This is a genomic window from Pseudomonas sp. D3-10 (assembly GCF_051132175.1).
In the GTDB taxonomy this organism is placed as follows: domain Bacteria; phylum Pseudomonadota; class Gammaproteobacteria; order Pseudomonadales; family Pseudomonadaceae; genus Aquipseudomonas.
In genome coordinates, this window is record NZ_CP071669.1 from 1 (window position 1) to 12,790 (window position 12,790).

A 12,790-nucleotide genomic window follows, 5' to 3' on the forward strand; every position below is an offset into this window, starting at 1 on the left:
TCGCGTAGTCCGTTTTCACATCGCTGAGCACATACCTCGATCCGCAGTAGGTCAGCCAGGCAGTTGCTAACCCGGCACCCAATGCGCCGATTGATCCAAGCAGTAGTTCCAGTTGTCCGTTCCCGAGCATGAGATTTACTCCCTCTCAATCCTGGCTGCTTACTCCAGCCCGCAAATTTGCGCTGTGCCAATGCTCCCACCATCGCAACCAATCCCAAGGATTTAGTGCGCTCCGAATCCGCTGTCCGCCCTCTCCCCGCCCGCAGGTGCTTGCTCACTTCCGATACACCCCCGTCACCCGCTTCGCGACACAGGTTCAGGAAAACCGCCCTCACACCACCTCGCTTGCTTATGGGAGTCTGACGGTTCACCTCACATAGAGAGAAAATCGCGTTGGGGCTAGTTTCATACGCGCCGCTCTGAAAGGCCCGAGCCACGGGGCGTGTAGCGATATCCACGCCAGATGGTTGCCGTGAAGGGGTGTCGTCATCGCCAAAGGGGTGTCGTGAAGGGGTGTTGTGAAGGGGTGTTGCTGGCCTGAAACGCCCGCCCGTTAAGGCGTCGCGGCTATTCAGTCGGGGCAGTTTGCAGCACGCGGTACTGTGAAGAGGTGTCGTCATCGTCGAAGGGTGTCGTGAAGGGGTGTTGTAGGTCGGAGCCCTTGATTTTGTTGGGCTCCACCATTTTTCGGCACCGTTACCTGGCGACGCGCTTAGTCGGACGTTGCGGGGTAGTCATGAGTGATGAACGCAGAAATCGAGCCGTCAACCACGCCAGCTTTCTTCACCGCAGGGACAAGCTGACGGCGGACTCGCTGAATGACTGAGCACGTTTCCCGGATCTCGGCGAGCTGGATTTCGTAGGCCCGAACGATGTTCTTCAAGGGCTCCCTCACGAATGAGAAAGACGAGACCGGGTACTTGCTACCTTGACCCTTGTTGATTGTCCGGATGACCCGCGGTTTCTTGGCTTCGCCTTCCTTGAGCCTCGGCAAAATGACTTTCGCCCATTCGATGGTGACGGCATTCGGGCTGGATTGCCGGATACGGATCACGATCGGTATGTGCCCTGGCTTGCCTGCGTGCAGTGAAAGGGCTGTCTGGAAGAAAGAGTCGCGCAGCTCCTCCGCTCGGCCGACAAGGCTGGAATAGACGCGATCAAGCTCCGCTACTGCTGGGTGCTTGGGGGCTTCAGAGGGTGAGTTCATATGTTGCTCCTTTGTGGATGGGAGCATTTTGCGGGTCGACAGCGAAGGCGTGGATCGTTTTCAGACGCTAAAACGTCCTGAAAACGAAGCCCAAAGCTTTCAGGAACGCTGATTATTACGGTGCGTCGTCATCTGGTGACCGGGTGATGCAGATATAGCGCTTGGGATTCTTCGGATGTGGGGTTTCATGTGCTGCGGGGTCATTTGCGTCGTCATTTGACGCACTTCTTTTGTCATTTTTTGCTGGGAGCGGCATTCGAATGGGTAACGCCTTAGGTCTGGATATTGGTTACAGCAACGTGATTGGCGTTTTTGGCAGTGGGGATGGGCATCCGGAGTCGATTACTCGCCCATCGCAGGCCGCTCCCTTGAGCGTTCTGCCTGGGGATTCTGGGTTACGCGCTGGTGAAGTAATTGTGGAGGTTGATGGAGCGCCCTGGGTGGCATTTGCCGCGCCCGGCCGTGTTCAGGATGGACGAGAACTGCACGAGGATTACACGTCTTCGCACGCATATGAGGCCCTGTTTAAGGGAGCTCTGCTGCATGCTGCGGGTGATAAAGACGTGATTGACTGCTTAGTAACTGGTCTTCCTGTCTCGCAGGCTCGCGATAAGGCCTATGTGGAAGCCCTAGTAAAGCGTATGACTGGGACACATCGCATTACGCCAAAGCGAGAGGTTACCGTTAAGCGAGTAGAGGTTGTTGCTCAGCCGATCGGGACTCTGACAGAGATCTACTGCAACTCAGATGCATCGGAAGTTATTGAGGAGTCAGTTTCGATCATTATCGATCCGGGATTTTTCAGTGTCGATTGGGTCGTATTTGACCATCGCGAGTTGGTAGTCAATTCCAGCAGCAGCAGCCTCAAGGCTATGTCTGTTGTACTTGAAGCGTGCAATGAAGAAATTGCGAAGGATCATGGCGGTATTCCTGGCGTAGAAAAGATTGAACATGCGCTCCAGTCGGGTAAGTCATACATCCTGATTTATGGCCGCAAGGTTGAACTTGCAGAATATCTAGAGCGTGCTGCCGAACGTGTTATCCCATCCGTTTTCACTGAGATTAAACAAGGACTTCGATTCCTGAAGGGCCGTGCTATCGACTGTGTGATCCTCGGCGGTGGGGGAGCCTCATTGTATGAGTCATTTGCCAGAAAAGAATTTCCCGATGCATTGGTAGTCAAGCCCGTGAACAGCGTAAAAAGCAATGCCGAAGGTTTCTGGCATATCGCACGCTCTTAATCTAAACGGGTGCGCAAGGACGCGCTGAGGAGGGAATGTGGATAAAACGATGAGACTACAATGTCGAGTCACGCCAGCGACACAAGAATTGCACGCGCATCTTGAAACTATTGACCCCGATTATCGGGGTAAAAGACTTGTTGCAATGGCAGCGTTATATCTAAGCATGATTAGTGCGACCGAAGATGCTAAAAGCAAGCAAGCAGATATTCAGCAAGACAATATTGTTGCTGATGACAAAAAAGAACAAATCAATAATGAGCAAGTCTCCCGCCCAGTTGCCAGCTGGATAAGGGGGGCAAATGTTTAATATTCGTGCCAGCTCTTTTATTGCAGTGTCTGCATGCATTGCCATATGCACTTCAGTGAGTGCTAAAGCTAATGGTTTTTCATTAAAAGGTACGATGTGGGAGCGAGCGTCCATGGCCTCCGTATGCAAGCCGGACCCTTTGCTTCTATATTCACTAGCTCTAAAGGAATCTAAAACATCTGCCGGTAAAGGCATGATTGCACCACACCCGTTTGCGCTTCGCAATGAACCTAGTGGCGCTCTGTACCCTAATACCTACATGGATGCCAAGGCTGTACTCGGCAAATATATTGCCGAAGACATCCTCACCGACATAGGAATTATGCAAATAAACTATCGTTGGAACGGCAATAGAGTAGCACGACCGGAGTTTCTTCTTGACCCCGAGGTGAACATCCGCGTTGGTGCTCAGATACTTTGCGAGTCGATTGCTCAATATCCTGTCGATATGCAACTTGCTATTGGTGGGTACCATACACGAAACCCAAAGCGTGAACTTGACGCACGCGAGTATGCGAGTAATGTGCTCAGCATTTGGCGTTCACTACAGCGTTTAAAGTAAGGGCAGGGACATGCGAGTTAAGATCAACGCATCGATGATACAAATGGGTCTGCGCTGGCTGACATCTGGCTTGCGGGATTTCAATGTCATTCTCGCCGAGCAGCGCTTGACTCAAAGCGATATGGTTTGGCTTTCGTCTTTGAGCGCGAACCAGCGTCAGTTGAACGCTGTAGATGCCCTTCCCGTTTCTCTCTACCGTGTTCACTACAACACCCTGAAAGTCGGCAGGGGCTACCTGGACGATGAGGAGTTCAGGGAGATTGGCAACAAGATGGTCATGTTTATGGAGTTTTGTCATTTCTCCCGCGTCAACGAAACAAGCCCTATTCTGGCTGTAGGCCTCGACGATGTTGGGTATAGGGTGTTCGAGGCAGGATCTTTCGACTCTCGCATGATGCTGGTGAGCCGCGGCGGGTTCTCGATTGGCACCAGGTGCAACCTCAGGAAGCTGAGGATGAACCTATCATCGCCAGATGATCAACTGAGAGACGTAACCACCGTATTGCTTGGCGACCTTCGGTACTTCCTAAAGCCTGGCGTGAGTGGCATAGGCCGGGTTAAAGACTATCCGTCTACGATGCCCCTCGATGTGGTTGCGACCGAGTTGCTTCAGCAGAAGCTACAGCCAAAGCTGGTCGCGCAATGGACAGGATTGAATGCAGACGAGGTAGTACGGATGAAGCGCTCCTTGCTACGGGATACCCCCCTTGTCCAGTCCCAAAGCGGGCGAATACAGGCACCGAATAAGACACTGGCTGAAAGCCCTCTTCACAGCCTGCTCTACCTCACTGTGTACAGGCTGCTCGCCGACAATCCTCTTCGGCGGACGAATGCTCGCGCGGTGGTTGCGGCTCATCGTGAGTATATGGAGTTGTGTAAAGCGGTTGGCGTCAAGGCCAGCGATATGATCTCCCCTTCCAATGGCTACCAGCTCAGCAACGCAATGAAGACCGGAGACATCACCCTCACCCCGTGCAGCAAGTGCAAGGAGATAAATGCTCGTTACGCGCTCAAGCCCGGCCGATGCATCTGGTGCAACCACTGAAACCCATCCACGAGAAGCCGTCTGCTAACCTGGCGACCTGGTAAGGCCTTGCGTTTGGGTTCTATTCAAGACGTGCGAGTATTTAGCTATAAAAGACCAGAGACTGGTGTCCAAGATGAAAAACGACAAGGTGTTGTGCCAATGCTGCGGCAAGATGATGGTCCCTACCGTCGTTCGGAGCCGAGGTCTTTGGATTAGCTGGGGAATGCGCATGGACGGTCACGTTTGCAATTCAGTTTGCCCTTTCTGTCTCAGCGAAAATTGGGACGGCGGCAAACGGCCTCAACACCGTTCGATGGCGCAAAAAACTGTGATCCTGCTGGGACTGATTTTTGTTGTTCTGGTTATTTACGGCGTCTGGACCGAATACGCCGGCATTGCCCAGATCACACTTCCCAAGAATGTTTCTATGGTCGGCCAATGGGCGATAATCCTCGGAGCCGTGTTGCTCTACAGAAAATTCAGGTACAAGTAAAAGGGGCCGTAAGGCCCCTTTTACTTAGTCGATTTTTGGGCTTTTTGGCCCGTCAGAAAGTATCTTTTCAGCGATGTTATTAACCGAGTCAGATATTTGAGCTGCTCCCATCTTCGCTGCCTGGACCGGAGATGTGAACGCATTTCGAGCGCTCTGCACAAACGCGTTGTCTGGCTCAGCACCAGCAAGGCTAGCCGCGCCATCAACCAATTGGCCAGCACCCGCGCCAATGGCAGAAATCGGATCTTGGACGTAGTGGCTAGCAGTGTCGGAAACAGGCGTAGTTGTGGCTACGTCAATATCTGGCGCGCTTAGTGGTTTGGCGTGCTCCTGCGCCTTAAGCCGTTCACTACTCATATCTGAATGTTCAGCCACGCGATTCTCTGCTGCACCAGCGTTCCCACTTACAACTAGGGCGCCATCCGCCTTCGTAGACGCATAACCATCGCTTGCCATTCCTACCGCTCCTGCGTAGGCAGAGCCAGCACCGGAGCTCGCAGCATTGTAGCGCGACGCAAGTCCCTCGGAGTCAACGGACGGGGCGCTCAGGCCAGCGTTTGCATTGGCATTGCCTGTAGCCACGTTGAAATCGAACGGATTCAAATTCGAGCTAACCAACTCACCTAACCTTCCTTGTTGCATCATAAACAAGGTGGAGGCCGCGATCTGCTGTTCATGTTGATCCGTAGACGTGCGTAAGATTGTTTCGGATTGCATTAGTCCTCGGATTGCATCGCGCTCACTCGCCGTACGGCCGGCCATGTCGAGCATTGCTCGTGCAGCCTCGGGCCGTGCCATACCGCTTTTCTCAAGCGTTCGACCAGCGGCCGTACCGAGGTCCAGATTTTGCTGCTGCGCCCAGGAGTCTCGGCTTTGCGCAGCTATCTGGTACGCCTCATTGGCTGACTTGGCGTTGGAAAGCGATTTAGCTAAGGTCTGAGACGTACTCGTCTGCTCTGTAGCTTGGCTACTCTGCATGAACGTATCGCCTGCCGTCAGTGTTGTGCCCTCGGTACTACTCGATTGCACTGCGTCACTCAGTTGAGAGGCTGCCTCCCTCACTGCGTTTTGCTGGGCCGATGACATTTGCTGGAATTTTTCTGATTGTTCCAATCTGGTGCCCGCGAGCCCAAAAGGCGCAGCTACACCCGACGAGGCAGCGAAAGTACCGGCAGCAATTTCGTCTTTGCTGATTCCGTTCGATTCGAGGGTCCTTGCAGCCGAGGAGTACTGCGAATTGCTCGACAAATTCAGCTGCTGGCTAACCTGAGATCCGAGGCCGGCCATGGTTTGCATACCGGAGGATGTTGAAGCCAGTTGTTGAACTCCCGCCTGCAGCGTTTCCTGGACCTGAGATGTAGCCGTTTCTGCAACCTGCCGACTGCTTTGAACCATCGCATCAGCTCCCTGAGCTGCTGAAAGCTGAGGCCCAGTGGAACGTTGCCCTGTCACGCTGACGCCTTGTGTCAATTGATCCGAGGCGTAGGTTGCTTCGGTGGTAAGCACGGGAGTGCTATTTTGGGCTCGAGGAGTAACGTCTTCGGACTTGAATTTGTCGCCTGCCGCCATTTGGCTCATTACGCTGTTGGCAACCATGGCAGAGCCGGAAACGATGAACAGTGCCAATGGAGGCACGGACGCCGCAAGCAGACCGCCAATACCCAGTGCCTTGCCGATGGCTTTGTCTATGTCCATGAGTTGAAGCATTGCGAAACCAGAACCTGTGGGGTCGTAGCCGTTGAATACGGCTTCCATCTGAGAGCCTGCATACCAGAGGGTAAAAGCATTCACGATACTCAACAGCGGCATCCATAAACCCACCGCCAGCGGCAACACGAGATACTTGCCGAGGATAGAAAGGCCAGGCCCACCCAGGAGCAAAGCAAAGGCCATGAACGGCGTCATCGCGTAAAGCATGCCCTCGAAGAAGGCGATCATCGGTCTCATGTAGTGTTTGAAGCTGTCGCCTTTCCCTGCCCATTGAATTTCTTGCTGGTTGAGCGATTCGCGAAGAGCCATTGCGGCTCTCTGCTCTTGCCAATGGTTCATGGCATCGACACGGGAATCGTTGAAAATCGGGGCAATTAGCGAAGTCAAAACGTAATCCTGAGCCGACTTGCTACTCAGTGCGAGGCTCTGAATAGCTTGGTCAGTAGCGGCTTGAACCTGGATACCGCTGGTCATGCGGTTGGTCTTGGCCTCTTCGCTGAACCCTTTCTGGAGAATGTCCTCTAGCACGTCTGTATAGACGTTCTGCAAATGGGCGTTGAGAAACGACCGCGCCTCAGCACAGCTTTTCATGGTGCCGGCGGTACCGTCATAGACGTAGATGAACATCGATGAGTTCTGGTTTGACAGCACCTCCGCCCAGCCAGGCGATCGGTACAAGTCGGTCAAGGTCTTATCCGTTCTCAGCGCCACGGGGTTCAGTGAACAGAATGTCATGTACTCGTTCACCGATCGGGGCAGATCCCACCCGTCCGCTTTTCGGTAGTTTTGGAAGCCGTCCAGTGCCATCGGGTTCCGAAGAGCGTCGCGCACTTTCGACAATGTGCTCAGGCTCGAGAACAGCCCGTAGTCGGTCATGCTTGGAGTAGAAAATGCCTGCTCCGCGGTTTTTGTAATACCGTAGGCCACCGTTGAGATGACTGAGCCGACAAAGGCAGGGCCGAGAGGCACGTTGTCCACCACCCGCACCTGCGACGACACCGTATCCTCGATAACAGTGGTGGCTGTAGGACCGTAGAACATCATGTAAAGGACGAGCACAAGGCCCGCCTTACCGAAGGTAATGGCCTGGTTGTTAAAAACTGCTTGGAACGCCAACAGAAAGAGGCCTATCAGCGCGCCAATACGGGCAAGATCTTCTGCGTCACCGCTGCCTGTGATCATTGCGCAGGCATTGAGCATGATCTCAAGGAACTCGGCGCTGCCTGTCGTGTAGATAGTGAAGTCCATGGATATCTCCGTTACGCGCCTGCGTTATCGTTGATGGTTCCCTGTGGCAGGGTTCCGCTATCAAACACAGGGGCCATCTGGAGCATTTTTTCTGCTTGGCCATCGGCATCTTTGCCCTGCATTGCGTCCTCGATGTACGAGCGGTATTCGTCCATGAGCTCACCCTTTGTAGCCCGCAGATCCTCGATCACCTTCCCAGCATCCGCCATGTTTAGGCTGGTCAGGCCCTTCTCTGTGTGCCCAAGCAGCTGGTAGATCAGGCTCATCGATGCATCAGCAGCAATTTTCTTGGCGAACTGATTCAGATAGTCATAACCGGATTGAGCCCCTGCCTTCTGGGTGATTTTCATCAGATTCACCCCTACGCGGCTTGATGCGAGGTATGCAATCCGGTTTCCGTCAGCAGCGGTTGCAGTGCCGTTGGCAAAACGCTCAAGGATTCCATTGTTTTGAAGATCCTCAAGGATTCGGGTTTCGAGGCCCTTGAAGCTGGTGAGAGTACGGATGTTCGGGTCTGAGCAGTCAGGGTCATCCTGGTCGCACTGGTAGACCTTGACATCGAGATTGGTTGAGCCCTCAACCAGAATCTTCAGACCTTCGCCGGTGATGAGCTTCGGCATGGGATGCGCAGCGAAGTTTTTCCCCCCGCTGGCGTCGTTGGTGAGCGACACGTTGTAGCTGCCAACCATCGACATGATGAATTCCGCGTTTTCATCGCTGCCGAATAGGATCTGCGACTGGAGGCCAGACTTCATCATGGCGCACCACAGAACGTTCCCTGTGTTCTCGCATTGAACGGCCTTACCAGAGGCAGCAATCCGGTTCGCTGGCGAGTCTTCTTTGGTGGATTTCGCGGTAAAGAAGTCAGATGAGACGTTCGACCCGAAGGCCGTCATCGCGGATTTGAAGTCGGTGCTTTCTTCGTATGCCTTTTTGGCATTCGTAACCAACCCACTCGCCAGCTGGCAGCTGTTGGAAAACATTTGATTGAGCGCCTGGATCTTGTTGGCCAGGTTGCGGATCACGCCACCTGTCTGAGCGTCCATCGCATCGAGGGCCAACTCAAAGGCAAAGCCCGAAACAATGCCAGCAGCGTTCGACGCCACATTCCTCATGAGCGCTACGAACTCTTCGCCGTTGATAAAGGAGAACGAGCCACTGTAAAGGTTGATCCCCCCGCATCCACCCTTAGCGCTTGGCGGGGTAATGCTGATGAGGTTGGCAGTGGATATCCGATTCCGAAGGACAACGGAGCCGCCGGTAATAACGCCGCGTGTGGCTGTTTTATATGCCCCTGGACTGGTGACGTTGATCATGCCGCTGAACATTTCGTTGACCTGCTGTTGAATGTTCGCGTGAGCCCCGAAGGGCACCATCAGCGCTACAGCAAGGGCGATCGGTTTGATTTTCACTGGGCACCTCCGTTGTCTTTTTGAAAGGCGCGACGAGCTTCATCGCGCATCCGATTCACGAATTCGTTAGGGTTTTTTATTGCGTCGGGCGGTGCGTCAGCCAGTTTCGTGGCGTCGATCAAACCCATGGTGTTAAGGCGGGATGTGGCGTTGTATTCCTGATCGGATATCAGCCCCGCTTCATTCGCCGCCATTAGAATCCGAGTGGTTGCCGTCTCCATTGAAACGGTGCTGAAGCTGACGATTTTCACGTCATTCGGTGGGATGACTAGGGCCAGCGCCGGCGAGGTGATGATGCCCAGCTGCTCTGCGAGCCCAGTGTCGTACTGTGTGTTTGGGTATTTGCCGCCAGGAAGGGGGGCCCCATCCATCGAGACGGGCATGACAGTAAACCCGTACCTGAACTCGAGAGCAGAGACCGCTGCCAGGGCCTGTTCGCACAAAATGCAGTCATTACCGTTGTAGAAGAACATCAGCGCAGAGCTGCCAGCGATGAGCTTCAACAGGGTTTCTTTCTGCTTGCCGGCCGCAGTTGCTAGAGCGTCAGAAGCGGCGTTGGAGGCGGGATAACGCATATCCTCGTCGAGGAATGGGTCATTACGGATTACGTCGACGGAGTGACGTGAGAATCGCTCGGCCTTGTCGAGCATGATTCGCTGAGCCCAGAAGTACGCACTCACATTCTCCTTGGTTGGGTTATCCATGGCTGCATCACGCAGTTTCGGAAGCATTTCGCGAATCCACGCCACGCTGCCGGTCGGTGGCAGCTCGGGCGCGGCTGGCTCGGAGGCTTCCGTTTCGGCTTGAGGTGGGGGCGCTGGAACCGGCGCGGGCTCAAGTTTTTCGGGGTCCTGTTCAGGAGGCGGATCTTCGTACCAGAACCAGCCGCGCTCTTTGTCCTGGTAGAACGAAGAACCAGCAACCTGGGGCGTTTTTGACTCGGCGGGCTTGGTCTCTCCCGCAAGGGAAGTGCTGCTTATAGCGGCAGCAAGCAACAAGATGGGAAATTTTAGGGGCGTCATGAGTCCGTCTGGCCAAGATGGGGATGCTCGAATTGTGAGCGTTGGCCAACAGGAGGGGGCGCGTTTTCAGGCGCTTTTACGGTCGGAAAAAGAGGGGGAAGTTGAGAAGGCCAGAGGCCTATCGCTGTGCGCGATAGACCTCGTGGCCGAGGAAGCCGAGAGAGCCACGTTCACGAAGAACGTCATTCCAGTCGACACCTTTGGAGCCGTCAGGGATGGGCATGTCGGGCAACATTATCTGTGCCTTGATCCCCATTTCCCACAGACGTTTTTTTAAGGTCAATGCCGCTTTCTGGCCACCCTCCTTGCGGTCCTTGTCAGCCCAGATTCGGACTGCTTTGGTGCAGGCTGGTGGTACGAAGCTCTCCAACAAGTAGGAATTCACCAATGGCCATACTGGTATACCCATGGCTGTTTCCACCGACAGAGCTGTTTCCAATCCTTCACATACATCCAAGACTTCTCCTGGATGCGAAGTTGGCACCGCACAACCGGGAAGCTTGCGGTTGCTGGGAATTGGAAACATTTTTTTCGGCTCCGCGAGATCGGCTTTCTCACCCTTCATCGTCAGGTAGTGACGGTTGATGGTCACAGCCTGGCCTTCAGGATCGATGAGCGTACACACTATCCCTGGATGCTTAGAACGCTTGCCGGCTTTGTCCTTGTAGGTCAATTCCGGGTGAAAGCGAACGTAGCGGCTCAGCTCTGGTCGATCCCAAGCAAGAATGCCTCGGGAGCGAAGATAGAGCCTTGCTGGTTCCGCTGATGGGTCTGTGAGAGGAACGGTTCCCTTCCACAGGTTGCGCATAGCTTCACGCAGCCAATCGTCTGAAGCCTCGGGTTTTGCTGGGGCTCGCTCCTTTCGGATTACAACGCTTGGGATAAATCCATCAGCGGTGCGTCCATACGGGTCTTTGACCCGGAGCAGTGCCCCAACCTCCTGTAAAGCATGGTGAAAGCTCCAGCGGTTTACCCACATCAGCAAGGCTATGCCATCAGCCTTGACTCCGCAGGTACGGCAGATACCACCGCTCGACGATCCAGCCGTCTTGCGGAAAATCTTAAACCCGTCTTCCCCACCATGCACCGGACATGGAACCCCACGTCCTGCTTTTTTGTGTGCCGCCACCAATGAAGATGCGAGGCTTGCGTAAATGTCATGCCAGCGGCCATCAGCGGCTACCAGCACATCTTGCTTCTCTGGGGCGTAATTGCCTTCTGAGTCTTTGGACATGGGTACCTCCGTTTGGTTGAGATGCGCCCCGAAGGGCGCATTGCTGGCTATTTCACGATCTTGATTTCCCAGGAGTTGCGGTAGGTATCAACCCACTCCTGTTCTTTCTTACCGTCGACAACGACCTCTTTGAGCACACTCACGGCGGTTTTGCCAAGGAATGTCAGCGAGATCTTGTCACCTTGTTGCGCTCCAGATTTGCGTAGCTGAGCGTTGAGCTCGATCCCCCAAACCAGGTGTTCACCGATACGCAAGAAGAACGACTTTCCGTTCTTCTTGAGAAACCGATAATGGGCAAAACCTGAACCGCGGTATTCGCCGGTAACAGACCTGCCAGCAACGCCTTGGAAATTGAGTTCAGGTACGCGCTCATCTTGATCTTCATCGCTTTGGGCGACTTGGATCTCTTGAGCTGTTTCTTGATGCGCGGGCTGGGATTCGCGAGGGATGAACTCCCCTTTGATCTCGCCCTGCTCTTGGTTCTCGATCGATGCAACCTGGTTGCGGCCTTCCGGCCGGTACAGTTTGTTGATCACCACCGGTTCAAGCGCCTGATGCATCGTTTCATTGGTTTCTGGCTCGGGAAGCTTATGAGCCAGGCGCTCTGAAACAATGCATAGCCCTTGTGGCAGTCGGAGATAGCTTGGAACATCGAAGTCAACACGGATCATTTCTCTTCTCCCTGGCGACGCAGGTAGGAGGGAATGTAGTAGTTGTCATAATCGACGCTGCTACACCAACGGGCGTTGGGTAAGGTCTTGGTTGCTTGAGGAGCCGAAGCCTTCAGACAACCGCGTAGGTAGCTCAGAACACCACGCAGGATCTGCTCAGCATTCAGGATCACCACAGCGAGGAACACGCAGAGTGTCAAAGGCAAAACATGCTTTGCAAACTGCGGTGCGTATACAGCTCCCAACATAGCAACGAGGAAGCCAAACGCGGTCAGCACTTTAACTTTGAGGGTTGTAGATGCCATTTTCAGTTCTCCATTTTTTGGAACGGAGAACGCCCTAACGGGAGTTCCCCGTCAGGGTTTTTTGACACAAAAAAAGGAAGCCAAATGGCTTCCTTTTTTGATCGGCGCTACGCGAACGTAGGCTTGGTTTTTAAGCTGATAAGCTCAGCTTGGCTTGCTCCCAGACGCATACACGTCTTGGGTACCAGTGGCAGCAGCATGCTGTCACTTAGGGTCAATGGCCTCCAGGAGGCAAATTCTTAATCGACCTTGGCCGATGAGTGCTGCAATTCTCGCTGCCATTTCAGTCTGTCGTCAACCAGAAAAACTCACCTCAAATTCCGACGCTATTCGTGCGTGAAATCGAAA

Annotated in this window: 12 protein-coding genes; 5 read left to right on the plus strand and 7 right to left on the minus strand. The window is 54.0% G+C overall.

The genetic code is table 11. The features are described from left to right. Window positions 1-712: 712 nt before the first annotated feature. A complete protein-coding gene (gene mobI / locus J3P90_RS26185) occupies window positions 713-1,207 on the minus strand; it encodes a conjugative transfer protein MobI(A/C) (RefSeq protein WP_434676692.1) in 495 nt (164 codons plus the stop codon). A 260-nt stretch (window positions 1,208-1,467) separates the two neighbouring features. Between mobI and J3P90_RS26190 the strand changes: the two genes are divergently transcribed. The 5 genes from J3P90_RS26190 (at window position 1,468) to J3P90_RS26210 (ending at window position 4,840) form a co-directional block, all read left to right on the plus strand. Then, window positions 1,468-2,448, plus strand: a complete 981-nt coding sequence (locus J3P90_RS26190) for a ParM/StbA family protein (protein ID WP_434676693.1) — start codon at window positions 1,468-1,470, stop codon at window positions 2,446-2,448. Window positions 2,449-2,485: 37 nt separating this feature from the next. Next, window positions 2,486-2,758 (plus strand): hypothetical protein, encoded by a 273-nt coding sequence (locus J3P90_RS26195; protein ID WP_434676694.1) that lies wholly within the window; start codon window positions 2,486-2,488, stop codon window positions 2,756-2,758. Continuing rightward, window positions 2,751-3,320, plus strand: a complete 570-nt coding sequence (locus tag J3P90_RS26200; protein WP_434676695.1) for a transglycosylase SLT domain-containing protein — start codon at window positions 2,751-2,753, stop codon at window positions 3,318-3,320. Before J3P90_RS26195 ends, J3P90_RS26200 begins: the two co-directional genes overlap by 8 nt. A gap of 10 nt (window positions 3,321-3,330) precedes the next feature. Beyond that, window positions 3,331-4,365: a hypothetical protein gene (locus tag J3P90_RS26205; RefSeq protein WP_434676696.1), complete on the plus strand. Its 1,035-nt coding sequence runs from the start codon at window positions 3,331-3,333 to the stop codon at window positions 4,363-4,365. Between the two features lie 115 nt (window positions 4,366-4,480). Then, window positions 4,481-4,840, plus strand: a complete 360-nt coding sequence (locus tag J3P90_RS26210) for a hypothetical protein (protein ID WP_434676697.1) — start codon at window positions 4,481-4,483, stop codon at window positions 4,838-4,840. A 24-nt stretch (window positions 4,841-4,864) separates the two neighbouring features. Here J3P90_RS26210 and J3P90_RS26215 read toward each other — a convergent pair whose 3' ends face one another. From J3P90_RS26215 to J3P90_RS26240, 6 genes are all read right to left on the minus strand, one after another. Next, complete coding sequence (locus J3P90_RS26215; protein ID WP_434676698.1) at window positions 4,865-7,798, minus strand: conjugal transfer protein TraG N-terminal domain-containing protein; 2,934 nt, start codon at window positions 7,796-7,798, stop codon at window positions 4,865-4,867. An 11-nt stretch (window positions 7,799-7,809) separates the two neighbouring features. Beyond that, on the minus strand, window positions 7,810-9,210 hold the full coding sequence (locus tag J3P90_RS26220; RefSeq protein WP_013100919.1) for a conjugal transfer protein TraH: 1,401 nt from the start codon (window positions 9,208-9,210) through the stop codon (window positions 7,810-7,812). Further along, window positions 9,207-10,232, minus strand: coding sequence for a thioredoxin family protein (locus J3P90_RS26225; protein ID WP_434676699.1), 1,026 nt, complete (start codon window positions 10,230-10,232; stop codon window positions 9,207-9,209). Before J3P90_RS26225 ends, J3P90_RS26220 begins: the two co-directional genes overlap by 4 nt. A gap of 118 nt (window positions 10,233-10,350) precedes the next feature. Then, window positions 10,351-11,466 carry a DUF7146 domain-containing protein gene (locus J3P90_RS26230; RefSeq protein ID WP_434676700.1) on the minus strand — a complete coding sequence of 372 codons (1,116 nt, stop codon included), beginning with the start codon at window positions 11,464-11,466 and terminating at the stop codon, window positions 10,351-10,353. A gap of 47 nt (window positions 11,467-11,513) precedes the next feature. Continuing rightward, window positions 11,514-12,137 (minus strand): DNA primase, encoded by a 624-nt coding sequence (locus tag J3P90_RS26235; protein WP_434676701.1) that lies wholly within the window; start codon window positions 12,135-12,137, stop codon window positions 11,514-11,516. Further along, window positions 12,134-12,442, minus strand: coding sequence for a hypothetical protein (locus tag J3P90_RS26240; protein ID WP_033050417.1), 309 nt, complete (start codon window positions 12,440-12,442; stop codon window positions 12,134-12,136). The genes J3P90_RS26235 and J3P90_RS26240 overlap by 4 nt, the downstream gene beginning before the upstream one ends. Window positions 12,443-12,790 lie beyond the last annotated feature (348 nt).